The following is a 24,838-nucleotide window of genomic DNA, read 5'->3' on the forward strand; positions in this document are numbered from 1 at the left end:
ACAACGCGCGCGTCTTTTGGCGCATCCGCTGCCACTGTGCGCGGTCAGTTCTGCTGAAGCGCCGCAGCCCATTCGTCCAGGAACGCCTGCCGCTTGATCGCGTCGAGGAAGACCAGAAGGCCGGGGTCGAGGCGCATCGGCCGGAGATGCGGGCCACGCGACAGCGCGACCTCGTCGATCGGCGGCAGGCCGGCCTCCTCGCCGACGAGCCGCCGGCCCTCGGCGCCGAGAAGGAAATCGAGAAACCCGCCGCCCAGCGCGGGATCGGGCGCGCCGACCGGGATGAGCCCGGTGCGCAGGAGCGTCAGCGTGTAGTCCTCCAGCTCGACCACCGCCGCGTCGTCGTCGCTGGCGAGCCGCGGCCCGGCATAACTGCCGAGCACATTGTAGGCGAGCGCGAGCCGGCCCTGTTCCAGGTCCGTGATCATCGCGTTCGACGAGGTGTAAAGCCGTGGCGCGAGGCCGCCCATCACCTCGGCGAGGCGCCAGAAACTGTCGGACTGCCGCGCGTCCTGCGTGGCGAAAAGGTAGCCCGCACCGGAGAGTTCGGGATCGTAGGTTCCGATCCGGCCGCGGAACCGCTCGGGATCGTCGCGCAGCATGTCGATCAGGTCGCGCCGAGTCTGCGGCAGGGAAAGGCCGCCGATCGCCCGGCGCGAGGCGATCAGCACGACGTTTTCCTGTGCGAAGGCAAAGAGCCGGTCCTGCCAGTGCGCCCAGCCCGGCAACGCATCGGTGGCGGCAGAGCGGTAGGGAGCAGCGAAGCCGTCATTGGCAAGTTTCATCTGCAGATCCATTGCCGAGGAGATGACGAGGTCGAAGGCCGCGCTCTCGTCATGGATCGCGGCGAAGACCTCCTGCGAATTGGCGACCGTGTAGTGGACTTCGACATCCGGAAAACGCTTCTGGAACGCCGCGATCACCGGTTTCAGAACGCCCGTGTCGGTGGTCGACAGGATTGCCAGCTCGCGTCGTTCGGTGCCGGGCGCGGGAAAGCGTACCTCTTCCTCGACGGTGAATCCGGCGGCCGAGCCGGCGATGCCGAGGATCAGGCCGAGGGCAAGTAGAGCCGCGCGCATGTGCCGCCTCCTTCGCGTTCGGTGAGGTCAAAACGCCCGCCATGGGCTGCGGCGACCTCGGCGACGATGGTCAGGCCGAGGCCAGATCCGATCACGTCGCGCGCGTTCTCTCCTCGCGCGAAGCGCTTGGTGAGCCGCCCCGGTTTCTGGCCCGACAGTCCGCGGCCCCGGTCGGCGACCTCGATCAGCACCGGATCGCCCGGGCGGAGCGCCAGATCGATCATGGTTTCCGGGGGCGAATACTTGATCGCGTTGTCGATGAGATTGCGAAGCGCCGCCTCGATCAGGGCGCGGTCGCCCTGCACACGCGCCGGTTCGGCGGTGACGCGCAGAGTCAGGTCTTTGAGGTCGGCCGTGGGCAGGAACGCATCGGCCTGGGCGGCGAGGAGCTTCGCGAGATCCACGCTTTCGTCCGCGAGCCGGTCGGAGCGGGCGACGACGGTGGCATGGTCGAGAAGTTGGCCCGCTGAACGGCTGCTTTCCTCGACCGCGCGGATCACCGCGCGGAGCGACTCGCGCATCTCCTCCGACTGGCTCTGGCGCAGGGCGATCTCGGCCCGGGCGCGGACCGTGGCCAAGGGCGTGCGGATATGGTGGGCCGCCTCGGCGATGAAGGTCTCGGTCCGGGCAAGCGCGCCGCGCAGCCGGGCGATGAAGCCGTTCAGCGCGGTGATGAGCGGCCTGAGCTCCACCGGTGTCGGATGATCGACGGCGCGCAGGTCCTGCGGGCCCCGCCGCGCCACTGCGGCGGCAAGCCGGTTGATCGGGCCGAGCACGCTGCCCGCTGTGAGCAGCGACAGAGCTGCCGCCAGTACGAAGGATCCGAGCCCGATCGCGGCGGCGCGCTGGGCGACGCGCTGGGCGATCGCCTCCTGCCCCTGCCGGGTCTGGGCGACCATGACGAGCACCGGCACCGGCTTGCGCGCCACCAGCACCATGCGGGCGACCGCGGCGACGCGGACCTCGGTGTCGCGATAGGGCGAGGTGTAGAAGACCGGCGCCACCGCCGCGCCAGCCTCGGGCGGTAGCGGCAGGTCGTCATACCCGGTCAGTGTGAGCCCGCGTGCGTCGATCCGGTAGAACACCCGGTCGGCCGAGATCGAGCCGAGGATCGAGAAGGCCTCGTAGGGCAGATCGACGCTGACCCCGTCATCCCCGCCTTGCAGGCTCTCGGCGATGGCCAGTGTCGCCGCGCCGAGCACGCCGTCCTGGCTCGCCTCGGCTGCCTGGTCGGCGACCGTGCGGACGGTGAAATAGAGAACGATGGCAAGCACGGCGGCGATGCCCAGAAGCTGCAGGACAAGCCTGAGGCGTAGGGAAAGCGGTGCGCGCCTCATTCCGCGGTCAACCGGTAGCCGAGGCCGCGCACCGTCTCGATCCGCGCGCCGGAGCCTTCGAGCTTCTTTCTCAACCGCGCGACATAGACCTCGATCGCGTTGTCGGTGACGCTTTCGGCGTAGGAAAACAGCCGGTCGCAGATCTGCGATTTCGAGAATATGCGCTCTGGCGCGGCGAGAAGGATTTCGAGAAGCCGGAGCTCGCGGTTCCTAAGTTCCCGCATCTCGCCGCTGACGACGAGGCTTGCGTTGAGCGGGTTGAAGGTGAGCCCGGCATAGTGCTGCACGGTTTGCAGCGCATTGCCGCGCCGCCGCAGCACGGCTCGGCAGCGGGCCTCAAGCTCGGCGAAATCGAAGGGCTTGGTGACGTAGTCGTCCGCCCCGAGGTCGAGCACGTCGACCCGGTCCGACACCTCCGCGCGCGCGGTCATCACGATGATCGGCGTATCGCGCCCCGAGCGGCGCTCGCGGCGCAGGAAGTCGCGGCCGTCGCCGTCGGGCAGCGAGATGTCGAGCAGGATGAGGTCGTAGGATGCCGCCGCGAGGCAGTCGCCCGCCTCGGCGAGCGAGGCGGCGGGATCGACCGCATGGCCGTCAAGCCGGAGCCGCTCGGCAACCGACTGTGCCAGATCGGGATTGTCCTCGACGAGAAGGAAGCGCAAGGCACCCACCCCCTGGTGACAGGTTGCTGTCAGCTTTTCAGCGAATCGTGGGTCTTGCAAGGGGATCGGCACCGCGCCGCTTTGGCGTGCGTGTCCGGAAAGAAAACACACACGGGAGGAATACATGACATTCAGGGCAATGAAGGTGTTCGGCACGAGCGCCGCGATCGGTCTCATGGCGGCCTCGTCGGTCTGGGCGACCGAATGCATCGCGCCGGCCAATCCGGGCGGCGGCTGGGACTTCACCTGCCGCCAGGTCGGCAAGATCCTGTTCGACATCGGTCAAGTCGACCAGCCGGTGCAGGTTACCAACATGGCCGGTGCGGGCGGCGGGCTCGCCTTCTCGACCGTGGTCAACGAGCGCAACACCGACGAGGACCTCATCATCGCCGCATCTTCTGCAACGACGACGCGGCTCGCGCAGAACGCCTATGGCGGGGCGACCGCCGATCAGGTGCGCTTCGTCGGCGCGATCGGCGCCGATCCCGGCGTGATCGTGGTCGCGGCCGACAGCCCGTTCCAGACGCTCGGCGATCTCGTCGAGGCGGTCAAGGCCGATCCGGGCTCGGTCGCCTTCGCGGGCGGTTCGGCGGCGGGCGGCTTCGACCACATGAAGCCCCTGCAGGTGCTGAAGGCCGGCGGCTTCACCGACATCACCAAGGTCAAGTATATCGGCGTCGATGGCGGCGCCGACGCGATCACCCAGACCGTCGGCGGCTTCACCCAGGCGATGACCGGCGACATGTCCGAGATCGTCGGCTTCATCAAGTCGGGCGAGGTCCGGGCGCTCGCGGTCCTGACCGAGGAGCGGGTGCCGGGCTTCGAGGACATCCCGACCGCGAAGGAGCAGGGCTTCGACGTCGTCGCGGTGAACTGGCGCGGACTCTATGTGCCGAAGGGCATTTCTGACGAGGCCTTCGCCAAATGGGCCGGGCGGCTTCAGGCCGTGGCCGACAGCGCCGAGTGGAAAGAGGCGATGGCGGCGAACGGACTCGCGCCCTTCACCAAGGTCGGCGACGATTTCCAGAGCTGGATCGATCAGGTCGTGGCCGACACGACCGAGCTTTCCAAGGAAATCGGAGTGATCCAGTGATCACCGGCGACCGGATCTTCGGTCTGGTCGTGATCCTCGTGGCGCTGGCCTATGTCGCCAGCGCCACGCAGATCCAGGTCAGCTTCCTTGCCGACCCGGTGGGATCGAAGACCTTCCCCTACATCATCGGCACGATTGGCGCGATCTGCGGCCTCTACATGGTGATCCGTCCCGATCCGGACCCGGAATGGCCCGACCTGCCGACGCTCGGCCGGCTCGGCTTCGCGCTCCTGGCGCTCGTCGCCTATGCCTACATGCTGAAGCCCCTGGGCTTCCTCATCCCGACAGCCATCGTCGCGGCGATCCTGAGCTACCAGATCAGTCCGCGACCCCTGCCCGCGATCCTCTCCGGCCTCGGCCTCTCGGCCGGGCTCTACGTGGTCTTCAAATTCCTCCTTGGGCTCAGCCTCACCGGCCTGCCCAAGGTCATCATGGGCTGAGACAACGTCATGGACCTTATCTCCAACCTCGCGCTCGGCTTCTCGATCGCGCTGTCGCCTTGGACGCTGATGCTTGCCGTGATCGGCGCCTTCGTCGGTACCATCATCGGCGCCTTGCCGGGCCTCGGCCCGTCGAACGGCGTGGCGATCCTCATTCCCCTGGCCTTCACAATGGGCCTTGATGCGACCTCGGCGCTGGTGCTGCTGACGAGCGTCTATTACGGCGCGATGTATGGCGGGCGGATCTCCTCGATCCTGCTCAACATCCCCGGCGACGAGCCGGCGCTGATGACCACGCTCGACGGCTATCCGATGGCCAAACAGGGGCGCGCCGGCGATGCGCTGGTGATCTCGGGCGTGGCGTCCTTCGTCGGCGCCTTCATCGCTACGATCGGGCTGGCGATCATGGCGCCGATGCTGGCGCGGGTGGCCTATCTGTTTGGCCCGGCGGAGTATTTCGCGCTCTATCTCCTCGCCTTCTGTACCCTCGGCGGCATCGCCTCGAAGAACCAGGCCAAGGCCGCGCTCGCCTCCTGCATCGGGCTCGGCATCGCGATGATCGGGCTCGACAACACGTCCGGCATGCCGCGCTTCACCTATGGCAACCTGCACCTGATGGACGGGGTGGACTTCCTCGTCGCCATCGTCGGGCTTTTCGCCATCGCAGAGGTGTTCTTCTTCATCGAGAGCCACGGCAAGGAAAGCGCCATCGGTGTCAAGCTGGAGAAGATCACCATCCCGGTGAAGGACATCGTCGGTTCGACCGGCGCGATGCTGCGCTCGACCGTAATCGGTTTCTTCGCGGGCGTGCTGCCCGGCGCGGGCGCCTCGCTCGGCTCCTTTATGGCCTATGTGGCGCAGAAGGCGGCCGACCCCGACAAGGCAAGCTACGGCAAGGGCAATCCAAAGGGCGTTGCCGCGCCCGAGGCCGGCAACAACGCCGCGGCCGGCGGCGCGCTGGTGCCGATGCTGACGCTCGGTGTGCCGGGGTCGGGGACGACGGCGGTGCTCCTGGCGCTCCTGATGACGCTGAACATCACGCCGGGGCCGACGCTCTTCACCGACCGGCCCGAGGTGGTCTGGGGTCTCATCGCCTCGCTCCTCATCGCCAATATCGTGCTTCTGGTGATGAACGTGCCGATGGTGAAGATCTTCGTGAAGGTCCTGACCGTGCCGGCCTGGGTGCTTCTGCCGGGCGTCACGATGGTCTCTTTCGTCGGCATCTACTCGCTGACCGGAAGCTACTTCGACCTCGTCCTGATGATCGCCTTCGGCGCCCTTGGCTACGTGCTGCGCAAGCTCGACATCCCGACCGTGCCGGTGATCCTCGGCATCCTTCTCGGCAACCACATGGAGGACAGCCTGCGCCGCGCGATGGTGATCTCGGACGGCGACTGGACCTTCCTCTTCTCCTCGCCGATCTCGATCGGCCTCTGGATTGCCGCCATTGCCGGGTTTGTCGCACCGATCTTCCTGCGCGGGATATTGAAGAAGCCCGAGATCCGCGACGCCGACGAGCTGGTGGACTGATGCAAGAGACACGCGTCCTGATCCCGACCGGCGCCCTGGGCCTCGGCTATGACCGAGCGGCGCTGGCGCGCGGGATCGCGGCGAAGCCGCATATCATCGCCGTCGACGGCGGCTCGACCGACAGCGGCCCGGCCTATCTCGGCCGGGCCGCGTCGAAATACTCCCGCGCCACGACGCGGGCGGAGTGGCGCGACCTGATGCAGGCGCGCGCCGAGGCAGGCGTGCCCCTGATCATCGGCACGGCGGGCACCTGCGGGGCCGATGCCACCGTCGACTGGCTTTTTGACATCACCCGGGACCTGGCGGCGGAGCTGGGCCAGAAACTCACCGTGACCCGGCTCTATTCCGGCCAGAACCCCGCCGAGATCGCCGCCGCCTTCGACGCAGGCCGGATCACCGACCTGCCCGCCGCGCCCGGGATCGACGCCGACACCATCCGCGCCTGCAGCAATATCGTCGCCCTCGCCGGCGCCGAGCAGGTGGCCGCCGCACTCGCCACCGGCGCCGACATCGTCATTGCCGGCCGGACCACCGACACGGCGATCATCGCCGCCCTGCCGATCGCGCGGGGCTGTCATGGGGGCGCCGCCTGGCACGGCGCGAAGATCGGGGAATGCGGAGCGCTTGCCACCACTCACCCCGCCTCGGGCACGATCCTGATCACCTTCGACGGCACCGGCTTCACCGTCGACCCCATGGCTCCTTCCGCCCGTGCCACGCCCTACACGGTCTCGGCGCATATGCTCTACGAGAATTCCGACCCGTTCCTCCTCTACGAACCGGGCGGCGTTCTCGACGTCACTGATGCGACCTATGCCGCGCTCGACGACCGTAGGGTGCGGGTCGAGGGCTCGGTCTGGCGGCCGGGACCCTATACCGTGAAACTCGAAGGCGCCCGCATCGCCGGATACCAGACCGTCAGCCTGACGCTCCTGCGCGACCGCCGCTATGTCGCGAACGCGACTGGCTGGGCGGCCGAAGTCGCGGCCCGCGCGCGCGCGGATGTGGGCGCGCGGATGGGTCTTGCCGCCGACGCCTTCGAGATCGAACTCAGGCTCATCGGCCGCGACGCCACGCTCGGCCCCCTGGAACCCCCCGGTCCGGTCCCCGCCGAAATCGGCGTCCTCGCCATCGCCACCGCGCCCTCCGAAGCCGAGGCCGCCGAGATCGGCAAGATCCTCAATCCCTATCTCCTGCACCATGCGTTGACCGAGGACGAGCCGATGCCCACCTTCGCCTTCCCCTTCTCGCCCGCCGAGATGAGCCGCGGCGCCCTCTACGAGTTCTGCCTACACCATGTCATGGCGCTCGACGACCCGATGGCGCCGTTCCGCATCGTCACCGACGAGGTCGGCCATGGTTGAGATCGGCCAGATCGCCGCGAAGGTACGCTCCAAGAATGCCGGCCCGTTCTGGCTGACGATCGACATTTTCTGCCGGAACAGGGTCGATTTCGAACGGATCTCGACCGGCCTTGAAACAGACAGGATCGCCGCCCGCTTCCGCGCCGATCCCGCACTGATCAAGCGCTTCGACATCGCCGAACTGAACGTCGTCAAGCTCTCGCTGCCGCGCCCCGCCGTGCAGGGCACGCGCCCCGACCGCGACATGCACGGCGCCGCCTGGGCCGTGCTCGTCGAGGAGATGGAGGTCGACTGACCCCACTTTCTGTCTGGAAATACTCCGCAGGGGGTCCGGGGGACGCGACGTCCCCCGGCCGCCGGGGCCAGGTCAGGCGCCGAAGATCCGGGCGCGATGCTCGGCCAGGTAGATGCGCAGCCAGGGCGTGAAGCGATCCGGCGACGCCGCAACCTCGGCGACGAGATCGGCGAGGGTGATCCAGCGCACCTCCATCACCTCGTCGCGGTTAGGGGTGACGGTCAGCCCCTTCGGCGCCCGCGCGGTGAAGATGTCGACCACCTCGTGTTCGGTCATGCCGCCGCCGACATCGGCGCGGTACTCGACCTGATCGGCGAAGATCGGCGCCACGCCCTCGATGCCGAGTTCCTCGCGCAGCCTGCGGCTGGCGCAGTCCACCGGCGCCTCGTCCCAATGCGGATGGGTGCAGCAGGTGTTCGCCCAGAGCCCCGGCGTGTGGTACTTGCCGAGCGCCCGGCGCTGGATCAGCACGCGGTCGCCCTCCATCAGGAACACCGACACCGCCTTGTGCCGCAGCCCCCGAAGATGCGCGCCGAGCTTGTCGAAGGGCGCGAGCCGCCCCTCGATCCAGGTCGGGATGAGATCGGCCGCCGCCGTCACGACGGCTGTTCAGCCGCCTTCTGCGCCGCCGCGCGGCGCGCGAGCTCCTGGCGGTAGAGCGCGAGGAAATCGACCGTGTCGATGTTCAGCGGCGGGAAGCCGCCATCGCGCGTCACGTCCGAGACGATGCGGCGGACGTAAGGAAACACCATGCGCGGGCATTCGATCAGGAGGAACGGGTGCAGCTGCTCCTCCGGCACGCCCTCGACATGGAAGATCGCGCCGTAATCGAGCTCCATCAGGAAGAGCGGCGACTTGTCGGACTTGTTGGTCGAGGTCACCTTGAACTTGGAGACCACCTCATACTGGTTCTCGACCGCGCGCTTGCGGGCGTCGAGGCTGACCTGGACCTGGATCTCGGGCGTCACCTCGCTGGCGCTGATCCCCTTCTGGGCCACGATGTTCTCGAAGGACATGTCGCGGATGAACTGCCCCAGCACGCTCATCTTCACCTGCGGCGCTTCCGTCGTTGCAGCCCCGTTGCCGTTCTCGGCCATGTTCAATTCTCCCAAGGAAATCCGGTTGGCCGCTGGTGTAGCACCTTGGCCCGCGGGCCTCAATGCCGGGTCCAGCCCGAGGGACGGTCCGATATCGGCCGCTCGGAGTCGATCTCGTGATACTCGCCGTCGATCACGTCGGGCCGGTGCGGCTCGCGCCGGGGCGGCATGCCGCCGACGGTGAACCGCTCCACCCGCACACGCGCGGCAAGATAGCGCAGCACCGCCGCCCGTACCGGCGGGATCAGGAGCAGGATGCCGACCGTGTCGGTGAAAAAGCCCGGCGTGAGCAAAAGCGCGCCGGCGAAAAGGATCAGTGCGCCGTGGGCGATGGGTTCGGTCGGGTCGCGCAGCTCGCCGAGCGCGCCGCGCAGCTGCGCGAGCGCCAGCGCGCCCTGCATCCGCACGAGAAAGCTGCCCGCGATCGCGGTTGCGAGCACAATGGCGAGCGTCCACCAGATGCCGATGATGCCGCCGACCTGAATGAACAGGCCGATCTCGATCATGGGTACCGCGAGGAACGCGATCAGCAGCCACATGGGCCTCTCCTTTCCGGTCCGTGGAGTGGACTTGACCCCACCCGTGACTTACATAGGGGGAACGAAGCAAATATACCAACCCTGCCGCAGTCCGTGCTGCGGCATCAGAGGCGCAGCGAAATGTCCAATGCCCTTATCCAGCTCCTAGTCCTTGCCGGGATCGCGATCTTCCTGATCCTGCGGTTGCGGAGTGTGCTGGGCACCCGCGAGGGCTTCGAGAAGCCGCCGTCGACCGCGCCGTTGCCCGGTGCCCGCAAGGGCAAGTTCGAGGTGATCGAGGGCGGCCCGGACCGCGACATCACCGACCATGTCGAGGAAGGCAGCGATGCCGCGCGCGCACTCGCCGCGATGAAGCAGGTCGAGCCCAGCTTCTCGGTGTCGGAGTTCCTAACCGGCGCCCGTGGCGCCTACGAGATGATTCTGATGGCCTTCGAGAAGGGCGACCTGTCGAAGGTGCAGCCGTTCCTCTCCGAGGAAGTCTATGACACTTTGGCCGAAGTCGTCGCCACGCGCGCCTCGCGCGGGCTGACGGTGACGGCCGAGTTCATGGGCACCCGCGAGGTGTCGGTGCAGCGGGCGGAGTTTGACCGCCGTACCGGCGAGGCCGAGGTGACGGTGCGCTTCGCGAGCGAGCTCATTTCGGCGGCGCGCGACGCGTCCGGCGAGATCGTCGAGGGCAATCCGAACGAGGTGCGCCGCCAGCGCGACGTCTGGACCTTCGCCCGCAAGATGGGTCAAAACGATCCCAACTGGCAACTCGTCGCCACCGGCGAGTGATGCGCGCGGCAAGTCTGCTCGACTTCTCCGGCCTTCCCGGCTGGGCGGCGGACGACCATGCCGCGGCCCTCGCCGCCTATGCTGTGACGGCCGACCTCCTTGGCGCCGACTGGCCCACGCCCGCGAGTGGCGATGCCCGCACCTTCTTCGAGGCCTCTTTCACGCCGGTCGAGATCGGCGCGCCGCCGGGCCTCCTGACCGGTTACTACGAGCCCGAGATCGAGGGCCGTGCCCGAAGGGGTGAAGGCTTCGACCATCCGCTCTACGCGCCGCCCGCCGATCTGCCCGCCAACCAACCCTGGTTCAACCGGGCCGAAATCGAGGCGGGCAATCTTCTGGCCGGGCGCGAGTTGGTGTGGCTCGCCGATCCGGTCGAAGCCTTCCTTGCCCAGGTTCAGGGCTCGGTGCGGGTGCGATTTGAGGACGGATCCGTGCGCCGCTTCGGCTTCGCCGCCAAGAACGGCCAACCCTACCGCTCCATCGGGCAGGAGCTGACCCGCCGCGGCGCGGGCGGGCCGGATGATGGCATCACCGCCGACGGCATTCGCGCCTGGTGCCGGGCGCATCCGGACGAAACCCCGGCGCTGCTGCGCCACAACCCCTCCTTCGTCTTCTTCCGCGAACTTGACCTGCCGCCCGACAGCGGCCCGATCGGTGCGATGGGGCGGCCGGTCACGGCGCTCCGCAGCCTCGCCGTCGATCCCGAGCATATTCCGCTCGGGGCCCCGGTCTGGGTCGAGGGTGGCGACTTCGCGACGCTGATGGTGGCGCAGGACACCGGCAGCGCCATCAAGGGCGCGCAGCGCGGCGACATCTTCTGCGGCACCGGTATCGAGGCCGGGCACCGGGCCGGCGACATGCGGATTTCAGGCAGGTTAGTGACGCTTTTGCCGCGTAAAATGGCCGAAAGGCTTGCCCGGTGAGCCGCCGCCCGCGCGGGCTCAGCCCGGAGGAGAAGGAGCTTTGGAGCCGCGTCGCCGCCTCGGCCCGCGCGATGCGGCCCGGCAAGGTGAGACCGGACGAGGCCGAGGCGAAGCCGAAGCCGCGAAAGCCGCATCCGACCCCTCTGGATTTCCGCATCGGCGAGACGGCGCGACCCCTCTCGGTGGCGCATGACCTCGTTCCCGCGCTTGAAGAGCGGCTCGCGGCGCAGCCCTTGCGGATGGACCGGCGCACGCACCAGCAGATGCTGCGTGGCAAGCTGAAGCCCGAGGCACGGATCGACCTCCACGGCATGACGCTGGCCGAGGCTCATCCCGAGCTGATCCGTTTCATCCTCAACGCGCAGGCGGCGGGCAAGCGGATGGTGCTGGTGATCACAGGCAAGGGCAAGATGCGCGACGATCCCGGTCCGATCCCGCAGCGGATGGGCGTACTGCGTCACCAGCTGCCGACTTGGCTGACCCAACCGCCCCTTGGCGCGGTTGTGATGCAAATCGCTCCCGCGCATCTGAAGCACGGCGGCGGCGGCGCCTTCTACGTCTACCTGCGCCGCTTCTAGGGCTGGATCTGCGAGATCGCGGTCACCGGGGACAGCACAACCTGTGTCGCGTTCTGCACCGTCAGCACCGCGCCGGGCAGCAGCCCCGTCCGGCCCGTCCGGTCCTGCGCGAAGGCGCTGTCGACATCGGCTAGCTGGCCGAGAATCGCGATGAGCGCCGGAGATTCGCCGGGGTTGAAATGGCCCGATCCCTCGGAGAACGCGGTGGTGTCGAGCAGCGTCACCTTGAGATCCGCAAGCTCCGCAACATCTCCGACATTGCCGAGCCGGTCGCGCTGCCCGGTGAGCCGTGCCGAGAGGGCCAGAGCCTTGTCCCGCTTTGAGGTGAAGATCACGAAGGGCTGCGGCAGTTCGCCGATCCGTTGAGCCTGCGCGCGGAACACGTCGACGTCGATGTCGGGTGAGACGAGCATCACGCCCGACACCCGGTCGAGCAGCTTGCCCTCGTCCTTGAGCGCGAGCTGGCGCAGCGTCTCCATCGTCAGCGACGAACCCATGGAATGCGCGACGATCACGATGCGCTCCGCGCCTGCTGCCGCAACCTCGCGCAGCAGCGTTTCGAGCCCGTCACGCGCGAAGAGCGCGCTGTCCCGGTCGTAGGCATAGCCGAGCGGATTGGCCCGCGATGGCCAGGAGTAATGGACGAGCGTGCCCTCGATGCCGATGTCGGCGCCGATCTGTGCGAGGCGATAGGCACCCTCGGCGAAGTTGTTGTTAAAGCCGTGGACGAAGACGACCGCCTCGCGCTGTTCGCGCCGGTTGCGGGCAAGTGCGGCGCCGAGATCCGCGCGGAAGCTCCCCGCGTCCGGGTAGATCTCTTGCTGGGCCGCCACGAAATCCGTCGCCGGATCGGCGGGGCGGTTCGGCTTGGGCCAGGAGATTTCTCCGGCGACATGTTGCGGCGGAATGGCCACGTCGAGCCGGACGAACCGTGTCTCCGGGCTGCGAACCTTGCCGAACGCCTCACCGGTTGCCGGGTCGGCGCCGCGGGTCGTGCCGATAAAAAGCGTCTCTATCCTGCCTGAACTCGCCGCGGCTTGGTTGACCACGACACTGCCGCGCGGCTCGCAGGCCGCGAGCGCCAGGATGACCAGAATAGACGTTACGATCCGCACCTTGCCCGCCTGCATCTGCCACGCGAAATCAATAGTCAAAGCCGCCGGGTCCCGCCAGCCGCTCAGAGCACATAGCGGCTGAGATCGGCCGAGCGGGCGAGGTCGCCGAGGTTCTTCTCGACGAAATCGCCATCGACCGTGACCTTGTCCCCGGCCCGGTCCGGCGCGGTGAACGACAGCTCCTCGAACACCCGCTCCATCACCGTGTAGAGCCGCCTCGCGCCGATGTTCTCGACGCTGCGGTTGACCTCGGCGGCGATGTGGGCGAGCGACCTGATGCCGTCCTCGGAGAAGTCCACGGAAACCTCCTCGGTCGCCATCAGCGCCGAATACTGCCGGGTCAGCGCATTGTCGGTCTCGGTGAGGATCCGGACGAAATCCTCTTCCGTCAGCGCGCGAAGCTCCACCCGGATCGGCAGCCGGCCCTGCAGTTCGGGCAGGAGGTCCGAGGGCTTGGCGATATGGAAGGCGCCGGAGGCGATGAAGAGGATGTGGTCGGTCTTCACGGCCCCGTATTTCGTGCTGACGGTGGTGCCCTCGATCAGGGGCAGGAGGTCGCGCTGCACACCCTCTCGGCTGACATCGGCGCCGCGGGTCTCGGCGCGGGCGCAGACCTTGTCGATCTCGTCGAGAAAGACGATGCCGTTTTCCTGCACAGCCTCGAGCGCCGCAAGCTTGACCGCCTCGTCATCGAGAAGCTTGTCGGCCTCCTCGGAGATCAGCAGATCGTAGCTTTCGGCCACGGTCAGCTTCTTGCGGGTACGTCGTCCGCCGAAGGCCTTGCCGAAGATGTCGCCGAGATTCATCATCCCCATGCCCTGCTGGCCCGGCAGGTCCAGCATCGGCATCTGCGGCGCGGCCTCGGCAACCTCGAGCTCGATCACGGTGTTGTCGAGCTCGCCCTTCTTCAGCCGTGTCCGGAACATCTCGCGCGTCTGCTCGCGGGCGTCCGCGCCGGCGATCGCCTCGATCACCCGCTCCTCGGCGGCCTGGTGGGCGCGGGCCTTGACCTCCTCGCGCATCCGCTCGCGGGTCTCGATCATCGCGGTGTCCATCAGGTCGCGGATGATCTGCTCGACATCGCGGCCGACATAGCCCACCTCGGTGAACTTCGTCGCCTCGACCTTGAGGAAGGGCGCCCTGGCGAGCTTCGCGAGCCGCCGCGAGATCTCGGTCTTGCCGACGCCCGTGGGGCCGATCATCAGGATGTTCTTCGGATAGACCTCCTCGCGCAGGTCGTCCGAAAGCTGCTTGCGGCGCCAGCGGTTCCGGAGCGCCACCGCGACGGCGCGCTTGGCGTCCTTCTGGCCGATGATGAAACGGTCGAGTTCCGAGACGATCTCGCGGGGGGTGAGGTTGGTCATGGGGTCTCCGAGTAAGGCGGCAGCCGGTCCTTGCCGGGAAATGCGGGAAGCGCGCGCATCAGCGCGGCGCGGAGCGGCACCCACCAGGTGCCGAGCACGGTAAAGAAGGCGCCGAGGATGATCAGGATCTTGGCCCAGTCCATCGCATCTGCGAAGCCGTCGCCCGCCACCGCCCAGTAGATCACCGCGCCAATATAGACGATGCCGGCCGTCAGCATCGAGCGGCGGTCGATGACGAGCGCGATCAATGCGAAGACCAGAAGTGCCGCAGATGTGGGCAGGATCGACCCGGGGCCGCCCGCGCCCCAGATATTGCCGGCGATCGAGTTCACCAGCGCAGCGCCCGCCAGAAGGTGCAGCCAGAACGCGGTCGCGGAATGCCGCCCGATCCGGTGCGGGTCCCTCATGTCGAACCACATCGCGCCCAGGAAGGCGCCGATGCCGAAGACGAGCGACGCGGCGGTGAGGTTCGCCCGCGGCACGAAGCTCTGCGCCCATGCGTCGAGGTTGCCGAAGCCGCCGCCGGGGTTGTAGCGGGTGAAGAGCGCGTAGGTCGACATGAGGGCGAAGGCGCCGAAGACGAACATCGCAAAGGGCAGCTTGAAGCGGCGGAACCAAAGCGCCGCGGCGCCCGCCGCGATGGCGGCCGAGGCGAAGGCCACGCCCTTCAGCCCAAAGTCCATCTGGCCGAGAAGCGTCAGGGCCGAGACATAGATTCCGCCGGAATAGGCACTGATCAGCACCATCGACGGCAGGTTCATCCGCCGCTTCAGCGTGAAATACCGGGCCATCCACCAGGCCACTGCGGCGATGATCGCCGGGATCAGGATCAGGATCGTCACGCCGCCGATCACGCCGAGAAGCAGCCCGAGGCCGCCGAGCAGGATCGCAAGGCCGGAGGCGACGAAGATCTCGGCGAAGCCCTTGAAGAACTCGAAGGGCTCGTCCTCCGCCGGCAGCGCCCTGCGCTTGCCCGCCCGGCCATGCGCGAGCGCGGTCACGGCCGCCGCCTGCGCTTCGGTCACGATCCCGGCGGCGACGGCCGCGCGCAGGTCGGTCGGGCCGAAGGTCTTCGGCTCCTCAGCCACGGATCGTCTCCACGGTGAGGTTGCCGTTGGTGTAGACGCAGATATCTGCGGCGATCGCCATCGCCTTCCGCGCGATCTCCTCGGCGGAAAGATCAGTCTCCATCAGCCCCCGCGCGGCGGCGAGCGCGAAGTTGCCGCCCGAGCCGATGGCGGCGACGTCATGTTCCGGCTCCAGCACGTCGCCCGCGCCGGTGACGACGAGAAGCGTCGTGCCGTCGGTGACGATCAGCATCGCCTCGAGCTTCTGAAGGTATTTGTCGGTGCGCCAGTCCTTGGCCAGCTCGACGCAAGCCCGCATGAGCTGCCCAGGCGCGGCTTCGAGCTTCTTCTCCAGCCGCTCCAGCAGCGTGAAAGCATCTGCGGTGGAGCCGGCGAAGCCCACGACCACGTCGCGGCCGCCGGGGCTGAGGCGCCGCACCTTGCGCGCGGTGCCCTTGATCACGGTCTGGCCGAGGCTCACCTGCCCGTCGCCCGCGACAACGACCTCGCCGCCCCTGCGCACGCCGATGATCGTCGTGCCGTGCCAGCCGGGGAATTTCTCGTCCGCCATCGAAGCCCTCCGTTCGTCCGGTCCTATATGGCGGCACGGCCCGCCGCCCGCAACCGGCGCAACGAAAAGGGCGCCCGAAGGCGCCCCCGTGATCCGTCCCGGTGACGGGATCAGATCGCGGATTCGATCCAGTTCTGCAGCGCCGCCTTCGGGGCCGCGCCGACCTTGTTCGAGATGATCTGGCCGTCCTTGAACATGAACAGCGCCGGAATCCCCCGCACGCCCATCTGGGCCGGCGAATCAGGGTTCTCGTCCACGTTCACCTTCACGATCTTGACCTTGCCGGCGTAATGCTCCGACAGCTCCTCGAGCGCCGGGCCGATCTGCTTGCAGGGGCCGCACCATTCCGCCCAGAAATCGACGACGACGGGGATGGCGGACTGCCGGACTTCGGAGTCAAAGGTGGCGTCGGTGACGGCGACGGTGGCCATATTCAGTCTCCAATTCGGAATGCGTTCGCAAGAAAGTATGGGCGCCTATGGAGCGCGTCAAGGGATGGTAGTCGCGAGCAGCGCCTCCCTCACGATCTCGGGAGGCAGCGGCATCACCTGCCCGGTCCGCGTCCAGAGGATCGCGGTCTCGATCCGCCGGTCGGGATAGATCTGGCCGAGCATCGCGGCATAGGCGCCCATCTGGCGCAGGATCCCGTCGGGAACGAGTTCCGGCGCGGCGGGCACGACGGCATTCGACTTGTAATCGACCGCGAGCACCCGGTCGGGCTCGATGAGCAGCCGGTCGATCGTGCCATGCACGACGCGGCCGCCGAGCTCTGCCAGGCGCGCCGTCACCTCGACCTCGGCCAGCGCGCCCGCGGCGAGCAGGGGCGCCATGCCGGGGGCGGCGAGAACCCCGCTCGCTTCGGCCAGAAGCGTCTCTGTTTCACCCGGATCGCCCGGTTCCTCACCCGAGACGAGAAGCGCGGCGGCGATCTCCGGCCAGTCGGCCTCGGGCCAGAGCGGCAGGTGTTCGAGCAGGAGGTGTAGGAAGGTGCCACGGCGCTTCGCCGCCTCCTCGTCGAGCCCCGCCTCGCCCGGAAGCGCCTTGGCGCCACCGAGCCCGGAGGGCGACAGCGGCTTCTCCGCCTCGGCCGGAACCGGCGCGGGATCGCGGGCCCAGCCGGGGATTACAGGGCGCAGTTCGGCCTCGGCCGCGTCAGGTGCCGCATTCGCCGGCCAAGTGCCATGCTCGAACCGCTTCACCCCGCCCGGCAGGACCGCACCGCCAGCCTTCTCCACCGCATCGGCGATGAGCCCGTACCAGCTCTCGGCCCCCTGCCCGACATCGCCGGCGCCGCAGGCGATGAGCCAGTTCTCCGCCCGCGTCATCGCGACATAGAGAAGCCGCATCCGCTCCTCGCGCTGGCGTTCGATCAGGCGCGCCCGTTCCGCGCCGATCGCCGCCGGGCTTTCGGCGTCGCGGGTCTTCCAGACCGGGCTGCCGTCGAGGATCAGGATCTCGTCGCGCAGTTCGTCACGGCGTTTCGCGGTGTCGGGCAGGATCACGATCGGCGCTTCGAGCCCCTTGGCGCCATGCACCGTCATCACCCGGATCGCCTTCGAGGCGGTGTCGAGCCGCCGCTTGATCTCCACCTCGTCGACCTCGAGCCAGACGAGGAAGCCGGTAAGGCTCGGCACCTCGGCCTGTTCGAAGGTGAGCGCCTGGTTGAGGAGCGCGTCGATCCCGTCCTCGGCCTCGACCCCGAGCCGGGCGAGCAGCTTCCGCCGCCCGTCATGCCGGGTCAGAATCCGCTCGACGAGATCGTAGGGCCGCAGGAAGTCGGTCCGCTTGCGCAGATCATCGAGCACCGCGAGCGTTTCGGGAAAATCGCCGCCGCGCTCGCGGAGCGCGGTCCAGAGAAAGACGCGCTCGCCCCTTCCATGCGCGAGGTCGTAAAGCTCGGCCTCCGACCAGCCGAAGAGCGGCGAGCGCAGGGCCGCGGCGAGCGACAGGTCGTCCTCGGGGGTGGCGAGGAAGCGCAGGAGCGCGGAGAGATCCTTGACCGCAAGCTCGCCGCCGATCTTCAGCCGGTCGGCGCCGGCGATGTCGAGACCCTCGGCCTTGCAGGCGCGGATGATCTCGTGAAAGAGGTCCGAGCGGCGCTGGACGAGGATCAGGAAGTCGCCAGCATGGACCGGCCGCGCCGCGCCTTTCGCGACGATCTGCACCCCGGTCTCGATTATCCGCCGGATCTCGGCGGCGATGCGGCGGGCGAGGATCACCGTCTCGTGGTCCTCGGGCAGGATGTCAGTCGGGTCGTACCAGTTCTCGGGCTCGGGCTTTTCCGCCTTCGGCACCGGCGGCCAGAGGTCGACCCGGCCCGGCAGGCCGCTGTTGAAGGCGATATGCTTCGCAAAGCCGCCGAGCCCGCGGTTGACGCGTTCGTCGAAGGTGAGGTCGACGACCCTCAGGATCGCGTCCGAAGAGCGGAACGAATGCATCAGCTCCTGTTGCTGGAACCCGACGGAAACGGCGGCGTACTTGGCCGCGAAATGCGCCCTCATCGCGTCGAAGGCGGTGAGATCGGCGCCCTGGAAGGAATAGATCGACTGCTTCTTGTCTGCGACGACGAAGATCGTCCGCGCGGCACCCCGCGCACCCTCGCCGGCGGTGAACTCCTCGGCCAGCCGCTCGATCACCTGCCACTGGCCGGGGCTGGTATCCTGCGCCTCGTCGACGAGAATGTGGTCGATGCCGCCGTCGAGCCGGAACAGCACCCAGGCCGCGACCGAGCGGTCGGAGAGCAGCGCGGCGGCGCGCGTGATGAGGTCGTCGAAGTCGAGCCAGCCGGCGGCAGCCTTGCGCTGGGCATAGCGCGGCAGGAAGGCGGCGGCGAACCGGTGGAGCGCGGCGGTCTTCTCGGCCGCCAGAAGGGCTATCCGGCGGTCGCGCCCGGCCTCGATGCGCCGCATCAGCGCCTCGATCCGCGGCATCAGCGCGGCCGCCGGACCCCCGCGTAGGCCCTTGGTCGGGAAATCGCCGATCTTCGCGGCGAAGGCGCCAGCCTTGGCGTCCTTGCCGTAAAGCAGCACGCCTTCCAGCCCCTCGATCGTCGCGAGACCCGGCGGATCGAACGACAGGCCCGCGAGCTTCAGCCCCGCCTTCGCGTCCTTCGGCCCGCTGGCGGCGAGCAGCGGCACGAGCGCGGCGATGACCTCGGCCTCGCCGCCCATAAAGGCCTCGGCCACGAGGTCGGCAGCCGCGAATCCCGTCGGCAGACCGAAAAGCGCGAGCGCCCCATCGCGGGCGAGCGGGGAAGAAAAAGCGTCACTGTTCCGGCACAAATCGGCGAGAAAGCCCGCGAGGTCGTCGCCCGAGAAATGCGCGGTGATCGCATCGACCGCCGCGATATCCACGCCGGCGGCAAGCTCCTCCAGGATCTCCTCGCGGATCAGCTTCGCGGCTCGGTCGTCAAGTTCGGCGAAGCCGGGAGAGATCCGCGCCTCGAGCGGGAAGCGGCGCAGCAACGCGGCGCAGAAGGAATGGATCGTCTGGATCTTCAGCCCGCCCGGCGTCTCGATCGCGCGGGCGAAAAGCCGGCGCGCACGGGAGAGCGTCTCGGCGTCGATCCGTGCATCGACCCCGAGCTCGCTGAGTGCTTCGCGCAGCTCCGGCTCGGGCAGCATCGCCCAGCCGCCGAGCCGCTGGAACAGCCGGTTCTGCATCTCGCTCGCCGCCGCCTTGGTATAGGTGAGGCAGAGGATCTTCTGCGGCTCGGTGCCCCCGAGCAGGAGCCGCGCCACCCGGTCGATCAGCACCCGCGTCTTGCCGGAGCCGGCATTGGCCGAGAGCCAGGTCGATTGCGCCGGATCGGCGGCCCGGACCTGGGCCGCGCTCGCGTCGTTGCGCCTCATCCGACATCCTCCGGCTCCGGCCCGTCGCCCATCTCCCACTCGCCGAACCGCGCGAGGTGGTCGTAGTCGCCGTCGCGCCGCGCCTCGAACACCGCCCGGCGCGAGGCGTATCCGGTCTCGCGGCGGCGGTAGGCGGCGATGAGCCTTTCAAGTTCGGCCCAGGTCCGGGCAATCACCGCGTCGTCGATCTTCGAGGGCTTCTCGCCGCCATCGCCGCCGAGCCAGATGTAGGTCGCCCCCTCGACCGCGCGCGGGCCGAGATCGGCGAAGCCGCCGCGTTCGGCCATTGCCGCTTCGAGCAGGAGCTGCTTCTCGAACGCCTCCTCCTGCTTGTCGCTCGGTGGGCGACCGGTCTTGTAGTCGTAGATATGCACGCTTCCGTCATTGAGTAGGTCGATCCGGTCAGGCTTGGCGCTGAGCGTGAAGCGGCCGGATTCGAGCGGAACAGAGCCTTTCTTCTCAAGGATCACCGGCACGCCCCGCGCTTCGCGGCGGGACTCGGCGGCGACGAAGCTGTCGGCGACGCGGCCGAGTTTGGCGAGCCAGATTCGCTGCGCACTGGGCCATGGGATCTCCTCGCCGAGGATGGTTTCGGCGAGCGCCATCAGCCGGGCGCGGGCGGCCACTTCGGTTTCACCCTCGGGCCGGCTGCGGATGAACTCCTCGACGATCCGGTGCAGCACCTGGCCGCGCTGGCGGGCATCGGGCGTGGCGCGCAGCGGGTCGAGCGGTTTCAGCCGGAGCATGTAGCGGGCATAGATCGCGTAGGGATCGCGGATGAGCGTGCGGATCCCGGTCACCGCGAGTTCACGCGGCCGGTCGTCGACCGGCGGGCGCGGTGCCGGGCGACGGGCGGGGTCCGTCGCGGTCTCGGGCGCCTCGAGCGCGGCGGCAAGGCCAAGCCAGCCCGCGCCACGCGCCCGCATATCGGCCAAGGCTTCCTTCCCGCCCTGCTCCGGCAGGCCGTCGAGCAGGTTCGTCAGCCGCGCCAGCCAGCGCGAGGGTACGGTTTCGGCCTCGTCGTCGCGGATCGACCGCGACAGGATCACCTCGGGCGCGCCCACCGCCTGCTGGAAGTCGTGCGCCGAGAGACCGACCTGACGTTCGGGCAACAGAAGCCCGGCCTTCAGCCGCATCTGCCGCGACAGCCACGGATCGGGCGCGGGCAGTGCCGGCCAGATGCCCTCGTTGAGCCCGGCGAGGATCACCAGATCGGCGCCCTGCACCCGCGCCTCGAGCGTGCCCCAGATCGCGATCAGGGGATGCGTGCCCTCGATGCGGCGGACCGTGCCCTGACCGAGGAGCGCGGCGATCAGGTCGGCGAACTCCGCCGGCCCGTAATCGCCGCCATGCCCGGCCTCGCGCCGCAACTCCTCCATCGCCGCGAGGGCGACCCGGCCTGCCTCCTCGCGCCAGAGTTCGCTGTCGCCGATGCTTCCGCCCGGACCGGCCGCGATCTCGCCCGCAAGCGCCAGAAACGTCTCTGTCCATGCCGAAAGCGGGCGTTTTTCGGCCGCATCGAGCCCGGCGATCCAGCCGCCGATCCAGACGGCCCAGGCGATCCGCCCGGCCTCGCCGCGCGCCTCCGCCCAAGAGCGAAGATCGGCGCCTTCGGGAAAGGGCGGCCCGCTGCGGCGCAGTTTCATTTCCAGATCGCGGGTGAAGCGCAGGTGGTCGCCGCGCAGATGCGAGCCGGTCGCGGTCAAGGGATGCTTGAGCAGGATCAGCAGCGCCTCGGCCGAGAGCCGCCGCCCGAGAAGCCCCGCGACATGGCGCAGGAACCGGCCCGGCGCGGATTGCGCGAGCGGCTGGCCGGCGCTGTCGTCGGGCAGGATCCCCCAGCGGTCGAGCGCCGCCGCGACTCGCCGGGTCAGCATCCGGTCGGGCGAGATCAGCGCCGCCCGCTGGCCCTCCTCCGCCGCCCTGCGCAGCCGCAGCGCGATCGCCACCGCCTCGGCCCGCGGCGAGGGCGCCTCGATCAGCGAGAGCCTTTCCACCGCGGGCGCGAGCGGGCCGAGACCGGCCCCCTCCGCCATCCACTGGTCGGTGACCGGCGCGGGCCGCAGCGCGAGCGAGATCAGCCGGTTGCGCGCCGGATCCGGCGCGGCGCCGGGCCAGGGAAGGATCGCGCCGGGGGGCAGGCCGAGTGTTTCGGCGAGTTTCAGAAACCGGTATTGCGGATGGTCCTCGACCGGAATCCGGCCGGAAGAGAGACTGTTCCACGCCGCGTCCGTCATGTCGAAATCGACGCCGGGCAGCACCACGGCGCCCTGCGGCAGCCGCGCAACCGCCGCCATCAGCGCAAGCGTCGCGCCGCGCGAGCCGGTCGAACCGGCGATCAGGATCGGCTCGTCCGGCGGCGCCTCGGCCCAGCGTTCGGCCAGCGCCTCGACGACGCGGCGCTGGCGCGCCTCGGCATCCGGCACGGCGTCGTCGGCGAAGTAGCGCGCGACGATGCGGATGAAGGCGAGGCTCCGCTCCCAATGCGCGGCATGATTCTCGGCGAGGTCCGGCGCTTCCAGCGCGGCGGGGGCGACGCCTTCGCCCTGCATCTCCGCCATCAGCCGGGCGAGGCTGTCGGCGAGGTCGATCGCGGCGGTGCCGGAGTCGAAATCGGGCTGCCGAGCGATGAGGCCCGCGACGAGCTGCGCCAGCTCCAGCCGTCGGCGCAGCGCCGGCACCGGCGGCGGCAGCCCGGCGAGCGGATCGCGGCCGAGATCGGTGACGAGCCGCAGCCGCGGCAGGAACCGGGCGCCGTGGCGGTCGAACTCGGCCCGGACCCGGCGCAGCATCCGCCCGGTATTGAGGTAGAGCGTGACCCGCGCCATCGCCTCGGGCGGCTGGTCCGCCATCTTCGCGACGAGGCCGGAGACGAGGGCCGCGGGAAAGTCGGCGCCGGGCGGCAGGCCAAAGAGGCGCGGCGCGGCGGAAGGCTCAAACATCGCGTGCCGCCTCACCGAGAAGCGCCTCGGCAAGCGGGATCGCCTCGGGCCGCCCGACATCGCACCAGCCGCCGGCATGAACGGCACCGTAGAGCCGGCCTTCGGCGAGCATCCGGTCCCAAAGCCGGTTCAGAGAGAACACCAGGTCGGGGATTTCCGCGAGGCCGTCGGGCTTGAGGATCTGCGCCCCGGTATAGACGAAGCCCCGGCCGCGGCTGAGCCGCCCCTCGGCATCGAGGTCGAAGTCGCCGGGTCCGGTATGGCCCGTCGCCCGCTCCCGCGACACGAGCAGCAGGAGCCCGTCCATCTGCCCCGGATCCCAGCCTGCACGAAGCCGGGCGAGCGCGTTCGGCCCGGTCCAGACCGCATCGGTATTGAGCGTGAAGACCGCGCCGGGACCGAGCAGCGGCAGCGCGTGACGAAGCCCGCCGCCGGTCTCCATGATCGTCTCTGTTTCGTCCGAAAACCTCAAATCCGGCCGGTGGGCGAGATGGGCGCGGATCTGGCCGGGCAGGTAATGGAGATTTGCGACAATGCGCCCGATCCCGGCGCCGTCGGCCTGCGCGAGCGCATGGTCGACGAGCGCCCGTCCGGCGACCTCGATCAGAGGCTTCGGCCGGGTTGCGGTCAGCGCGCGCATCCGCGTGCCGAGGCCGGCGGTGAAGAGCATCAGGGCGTCGGGTAGCTGCCGCATTGGTCCTTGATCCTTTGCACACGCTCCGGGGTCGGTTCGGGCAGCGCCTCGGCCACCGTCCGGGCGAGGTCCGCCAGCGCGGGATGGGAGAGGTTGCGCTGCAGGTAGCCCCAGACGCGGGGCAGGTAGCCGAGGTAATGCGGCTTGCCGAAATGCAGCGTCAGCCGGGCGAAGACGCCGACGATCCTGAGCGCGCGCTGGGCGCCAAGAAGGGCGTAGACGGCGGCGAACTGGTCGGCGTCGCGCCCGATCGCGGAGGTGTAGCGGGCGAGCATCGCCGTTTCAGTCTCGGGCGACACATCGCGGCGGGCGTCCTGCAGCAGCGACACGAGATCGTAGGCCGGATGCGCCGCGACCGCGTCCTGGAAGTCGAGGAGGCCGAGCCGGGCGTGGCCCTGCCGCTCGGGCAGCCAGATCAGGTTCTCGGCGTGGAAGTCGCGGAGCGCGGTGACCAAGGCAGGGTCGGCGAGGCGGCGGTACGTTTCCGCGATCTGCTCCGGCAGCGCCAACGCGGCCGGCGTCTCGGCCGCGCCGATGCCGGGCAGATACCAGCGCGGGGTGAGCGTCACCAGTGCCGCCAGCGCCGGGCCGTCGAGCGGCGCGACGAAGTCCGGCGGGGCGTGGTGGTGGAGGTCGGTGAGGAAATCGGTCGCCGCCGTGTAGAGCGGGCGCTCCCGCGCCGGATCTTCCGCCACGAGCCGCGCCACGAGCGCGTCGCCGAGATCTTCGAGGAGCAGGAACCCAGCGCCGTGATCGGCTGCGAGGACCACCGGGGCGGAATAACCTTGACCCGAAAGCCAGTCCGCCATCCGCGCAAAGCGCTCGGTGCTTTCGCCGCGCTCGGGCGGCGCGTCCATCAGCACGGCGGGGCGGCCGTCCAGCCGCAACCGTTCATAGCGCCGGGCCGAGGCGTCGCCGGCGAGGGCGGATCGGTCCGCGCCATCCCAGCCTGCGGCGGCGAGGAACCGTTGGGTGAGATCCGCGCGGTCAGCCATGCCGGTCTGCCTTGGCCAGTGCGAGCCGAGCCAGAACCGGAGCCCATCGCGGACCGGATGCCGAGAGGCATGCCCGTCGGGTCTCTCCTTCGGGCAAGGGTGAAAGCCGCAGGGTCAGGGCACTGCCGGGACGATAATCGCCCAGCCGGTCGGGCCATTCGACGAGGCAGATCGCGGTCTCGAACGCCTCGTCAAGCCCGAGTTCCGCAACCTCCTCCGGCGCGGTCAGGCGATAGAGGTCGGCGTGCCAGATCTCAGTGCCGTCCACCTCGTAGACCTGGACGAGCGTGTAGGTCGGTGACGGAACATCCTCGATCCGTCCGGCAGCGCGCAGGCGCGCCTGGATCAGGCTGCGGGCGAAATGGGATTTTCCGGCGCCGATCGGCCCCTCGATCAGGATCACGTCGCCGGGTCCGAGCTGCTTGCCCAGCGATTCGGCAAGCGCGGTCGTCGCCTCCGGTGTCGGCAGGATCATGGTCGCAGCGGCGGGATCGGGTCGGGCATCGGTCATGCGCCGACTTTTAC

24 protein-coding genes are annotated in these 24,838 nt (G+C 69.0%); 8 read left to right on the top strand and 16 right to left on the bottom strand.

Annotation, left to right across the window (positions count from 1 at the left end; genetic code table 11):
• Nucleotides 1-44: 44 nt before the first annotated feature.
• Genes OM960_RS07795 through OM960_RS07805 form a run of 3 tightly spaced genes read right to left on the bottom strand, consistent with a single transcriptional unit; the run spans nucleotide 45 to nucleotide 3,078 of the window.
• Nucleotides 45-1,079, bottom strand: a complete 1,035-nt coding sequence (locus OM960_RS07795; RefSeq protein ID WP_263335140.1) for an ABC transporter substrate-binding protein — start codon at nucleotides 1,077-1,079, stop codon at nucleotides 45-47.
• Complete coding sequence (locus OM960_RS07800; protein WP_263335139.1) at nucleotides 1,049-2,416, bottom strand: sensor histidine kinase; 1,368 nt, start codon at nucleotides 2,414-2,416, stop codon at nucleotides 1,049-1,051. The genes OM960_RS07795 and OM960_RS07800 overlap by 31 nt, the downstream gene beginning before the upstream one ends.
• The gene (locus OM960_RS07805; RefSeq protein WP_263335137.1) at nucleotides 2,413-3,078 is read right to left on the bottom strand and encodes a response regulator transcription factor; all 666 of its coding nucleotides are present in this window, start codon (nucleotides 3,076-3,078) and stop codon (nucleotides 2,413-2,415) included. The genes OM960_RS07800 and OM960_RS07805 overlap by 4 nt, the downstream gene beginning before the upstream one ends.
• A 124-nt stretch (nucleotides 3,079-3,202) precedes the next feature.
• Here OM960_RS07805 and OM960_RS07810 point away from each other — a divergent pair, with 124 nt between their 5' ends.
• The 5 genes from OM960_RS07810 to OM960_RS07830 are packed head-to-tail and all read left to right on the top strand — an operon-like array spanning nucleotide 3,203 to nucleotide 7,800.
• A complete protein-coding gene (locus OM960_RS07810; protein WP_263335135.1) occupies nucleotides 3,203-4,171 on the top strand; it encodes a Bug family tripartite tricarboxylate transporter substrate binding protein in 969 nt (322 codons plus the stop codon).
• Nucleotides 4,168-4,611: a tripartite tricarboxylate transporter TctB family protein gene (locus OM960_RS07815; RefSeq protein WP_263335133.1), complete on the top strand. Its 444-nt coding sequence runs from the start codon at nucleotides 4,168-4,170 to the stop codon at nucleotides 4,609-4,611. The genes OM960_RS07810 and OM960_RS07815 overlap by 4 nt, the downstream gene beginning before the upstream one ends.
• Nucleotides 4,612-4,620: 9 nt before the next feature.
• Entirely contained in the window at nucleotides 4,621-6,141 is a 1,521-nt protein-coding gene (locus OM960_RS07820) for a tripartite tricarboxylate transporter permease (RefSeq protein ID WP_263335132.1), read from the top strand.
• Nucleotides 6,141-7,505: a DUF1446 domain-containing protein gene (locus OM960_RS07825; protein ID WP_263335131.1), complete on the top strand. Its 1,365-nt coding sequence runs from the start codon at nucleotides 6,141-6,143 to the stop codon at nucleotides 7,503-7,505. Before OM960_RS07820 ends, OM960_RS07825 begins: the two co-directional genes overlap by 1 nt.
• Complete coding sequence (locus tag OM960_RS07830) at nucleotides 7,498-7,800, top strand: DUF4387 domain-containing protein (RefSeq protein WP_263335129.1); 303 nt, start codon at nucleotides 7,498-7,500, stop codon at nucleotides 7,798-7,800. The genes OM960_RS07825 and OM960_RS07830 overlap by 8 nt, the downstream gene beginning before the upstream one ends.
• Before the next feature lie 72 nt (nucleotides 7,801-7,872).
• Here the strand turns inward: OM960_RS07830 and idi are convergent, their stop codons facing one another.
• From idi to OM960_RS07845, 3 genes are read right to left on the bottom strand one after another with little or no spacing between them, the layout of a single operon-like run.
• A complete protein-coding gene (idi, locus tag OM960_RS07835) occupies nucleotides 7,873-8,400 on the bottom strand; it encodes an isopentenyl-diphosphate Delta-isomerase (protein ID WP_263335128.1) in 528 nt (175 codons plus the stop codon).
• Entirely contained in the window at nucleotides 8,397-8,897 is a 501-nt protein-coding gene (gene secB / locus OM960_RS07840) for a protein-export chaperone SecB (protein WP_263335126.1), read from the bottom strand. Before secB ends, idi begins: the two co-directional genes overlap by 4 nt.
• 59 nt (nucleotides 8,898-8,956) lie before the next feature.
• Nucleotides 8,957-9,436: an FxsA family protein gene (locus tag OM960_RS07845; RefSeq protein ID WP_264771574.1), complete on the bottom strand. Its 480-nt coding sequence runs from the start codon at nucleotides 9,434-9,436 to the stop codon at nucleotides 8,957-8,959.
• A gap of 120 nt (nucleotides 9,437-9,556) precedes the next feature.
• Here OM960_RS07845 and OM960_RS07850 point away from each other — a divergent pair, with 120 nt between their 5' ends.
• The 3 genes from OM960_RS07850 to OM960_RS07860 are packed head-to-tail and all read left to right on the top strand — an operon-like array spanning nucleotide 9,557 to nucleotide 11,714.
• Entirely contained in the window at nucleotides 9,557-10,213 is a 657-nt protein-coding gene (locus OM960_RS07850; protein ID WP_263335123.1) for a Tim44/TimA family putative adaptor protein, read from the top strand.
• Nucleotides 10,213-11,136: a murein transglycosylase A gene (gene mltA, locus OM960_RS07855; RefSeq protein ID WP_264771575.1), complete on the top strand. Its 924-nt coding sequence runs from the start codon at nucleotides 10,213-10,215 to the stop codon at nucleotides 11,134-11,136. Before OM960_RS07850 ends, mltA begins: the two co-directional genes overlap by 1 nt.
• Nucleotides 11,133-11,714: a Smr/MutS family protein gene (locus OM960_RS07860; protein WP_264771576.1), complete on the top strand. Its 582-nt coding sequence runs from the start codon at nucleotides 11,133-11,135 to the stop codon at nucleotides 11,712-11,714. Before mltA ends, OM960_RS07860 begins: the two co-directional genes overlap by 4 nt.
• Here the strand turns inward: OM960_RS07860 and OM960_RS07865 are convergent.
• The 10 genes from OM960_RS07865 to tsaE form a co-directional block, all read right to left on the bottom strand.
• A complete protein-coding gene (locus OM960_RS07865) occupies nucleotides 11,711-12,868 on the bottom strand; it encodes an alpha/beta hydrolase (RefSeq protein WP_264771577.1) in 1,158 nt (385 codons plus the stop codon). The genes OM960_RS07860 and OM960_RS07865 overlap by 4 nt on opposite strands.
• A 23-nt stretch (nucleotides 12,869-12,891) precedes the next feature.
• Entirely contained in the window at nucleotides 12,892-14,193 is a 1,302-nt protein-coding gene (hslU, locus tag OM960_RS07870) for an ATP-dependent protease ATPase subunit HslU (RefSeq protein ID WP_264771578.1), read from the bottom strand.
• Nucleotides 14,190-15,281: a hypothetical protein gene (locus OM960_RS07875; protein ID WP_264771579.1), complete on the bottom strand. Its 1,092-nt coding sequence runs from the start codon at nucleotides 15,279-15,281 to the stop codon at nucleotides 14,190-14,192. Before OM960_RS07875 ends, hslU begins: the two co-directional genes overlap by 4 nt.
• Entirely contained in the window at nucleotides 15,274-15,831 is a 558-nt protein-coding gene (hslV, locus tag OM960_RS07880; RefSeq protein WP_264771580.1) for an ATP-dependent protease subunit HslV, read from the bottom strand. Before hslV ends, OM960_RS07875 begins: the two co-directional genes overlap by 8 nt.
• 110 nt (nucleotides 15,832-15,941) lie before the next feature.
• On the bottom strand, nucleotides 15,942-16,262 hold the full coding sequence (trxA, locus tag OM960_RS07885; RefSeq protein ID WP_263335112.1) for a thioredoxin: 321 nt from the start codon (nucleotides 16,260-16,262) through the stop codon (nucleotides 15,942-15,944).
• 57 nt (nucleotides 16,263-16,319) lie between these two features.
• A complete protein-coding gene (addA, locus tag OM960_RS07890) occupies nucleotides 16,320-19,682 on the bottom strand; it encodes a double-strand break repair helicase AddA (protein WP_264771581.1) in 3,363 nt (1,120 codons plus the stop codon).
• Nucleotides 19,679-22,624, bottom strand: coding sequence for a double-strand break repair protein AddB (addB, locus tag OM960_RS07895; RefSeq protein ID WP_264771582.1), 2,946 nt, complete (start codon nucleotides 22,622-22,624; stop codon nucleotides 19,679-19,681). Before addB ends, addA begins: the two co-directional genes overlap by 4 nt.
• Nucleotides 22,617-23,318, bottom strand: a complete 702-nt coding sequence (locus OM960_RS07900) for a nucleotidyltransferase family protein (RefSeq protein WP_264771583.1) — start codon at nucleotides 23,316-23,318, stop codon at nucleotides 22,617-22,619. Before OM960_RS07900 ends, addB begins: the two co-directional genes overlap by 8 nt.
• Complete coding sequence (locus tag OM960_RS07905) at nucleotides 23,294-24,313, bottom strand: aminoglycoside phosphotransferase family protein (protein WP_264771584.1); 1,020 nt, start codon at nucleotides 24,311-24,313, stop codon at nucleotides 23,294-23,296. The genes OM960_RS07900 and OM960_RS07905 overlap by 25 nt, the downstream gene beginning before the upstream one ends.
• Nucleotides 24,306-24,824, bottom strand: coding sequence for a tRNA (adenosine(37)-N6)-threonylcarbamoyltransferase complex ATPase subunit type 1 TsaE (gene tsaE, locus OM960_RS07910; RefSeq protein ID WP_263335104.1), 519 nt, complete (start codon nucleotides 24,822-24,824; stop codon nucleotides 24,306-24,308). The genes OM960_RS07905 and tsaE overlap by 8 nt, the downstream gene beginning before the upstream one ends.
• Between the last annotated feature and the right edge of the window lie 14 nt (nucleotides 24,825-24,838).

The sequence above is a fragment of the Defluviimonas salinarum genome, assembly GCF_026013545.1.
GTDB classification, from domain to species: Bacteria; Pseudomonadota; Alphaproteobacteria; order Rhodobacterales; family Rhodobacteraceae; genus Albidovulum; species Albidovulum salinarum.

Bases quoted from the DNA above. Each gene is read 5' to 3' on its own strand.
- OM960_RS07795 (WP_263335140.1), bottom strand. From the start codon at position 1,079: ATGCGCGCGGCTCTACTTGCCCTCGGCCTGATCCTCGGCATCGCCGGC.
- OM960_RS07800 (WP_263335139.1), bottom strand. From the start codon at position 2,416: ATGAGGCGCGCACCGCTTTCCCTACGCCTCAGGCTTGTCCTGCAGCTT.
- OM960_RS07810 (WP_263335135.1), top strand. From the start codon at position 3,203: ATGACATTCAGGGCAATGAAGGTGTTCGGCACGAGCGCCGCGATCGGT.
- OM960_RS07820 (WP_263335132.1), top strand. From the start codon at position 4,621: ATGGACCTTATCTCCAACCTCGCGCTCGGCTTCTCGATCGCGCTGTCG.
- OM960_RS07825 (WP_263335131.1), top strand. From the start codon at position 6,141: ATGCAAGAGACACGCGTCCTGATCCCGACCGGCGCCCTGGGCCTCGGC.
- OM960_RS07830 (WP_263335129.1), top strand. From the start codon at position 7,498: ATGGTTGAGATCGGCCAGATCGCCGCGAAGGTACGCTCCAAGAATGCC.
- secB (WP_263335126.1), bottom strand. From the start codon at position 8,897: ATGGCCGAGAACGGCAACGGGGCTGCAACGACGGAAGCGCCGCAGGTG.
- OM960_RS07845 (WP_264771574.1), bottom strand. From the start codon at position 9,436: ATGTGGCTGCTGATCGCGTTCCTCGCGGTACCCATGATCGAGATCGGC.
- OM960_RS07850 (WP_263335123.1), top strand. From the start codon at position 9,557: ATGTCCAATGCCCTTATCCAGCTCCTAGTCCTTGCCGGGATCGCGATC.
- mltA (WP_264771575.1), top strand. From the start codon at position 10,213: ATGCGCGCGGCAAGTCTGCTCGACTTCTCCGGCCTTCCCGGCTGGGCG.
- hslU (WP_264771578.1), bottom strand. From the start codon at position 14,193: ATGACCAACCTCACCCCCCGCGAGATCGTCTCGGAACTCGACCGTTTC.
- hslV (WP_264771580.1), bottom strand. From the start codon at position 15,831: ATGGCGGACGAGAAATTCCCCGGCTGGCACGGCACGACGATCATCGGC.
- trxA (WP_263335112.1), bottom strand. From the start codon at position 16,262: ATGGCCACCGTCGCCGTCACCGACGCCACCTTTGACTCCGAAGTCCGG.
- addA (WP_264771581.1), bottom strand. From the start codon at position 19,682: ATGAGGCGCAACGACGCGAGCGCGGCCCAGGTCCGGGCCGCCGATCCG.
- addB (WP_264771582.1), bottom strand. From the start codon at position 22,624: ATGTTTGAGCCTTCCGCCGCGCCGCGCCTCTTTGGCCTGCCGCCCGGC.
- OM960_RS07900 (WP_264771583.1), bottom strand. From the start codon at position 23,318: ATGCGGCAGCTACCCGACGCCCTGATGCTCTTCACCGCCGGCCTCGGC.
- OM960_RS07905 (WP_264771584.1), bottom strand. From the start codon at position 24,313: ATGGCTGACCGCGCGGATCTCACCCAACGGTTCCTCGCCGCCGCAGGC.
- tsaE (WP_263335104.1), bottom strand. From the start codon at position 24,824: ATGACCGATGCCCGACCCGATCCCGCCGCTGCGACCATGATCCTGCCG.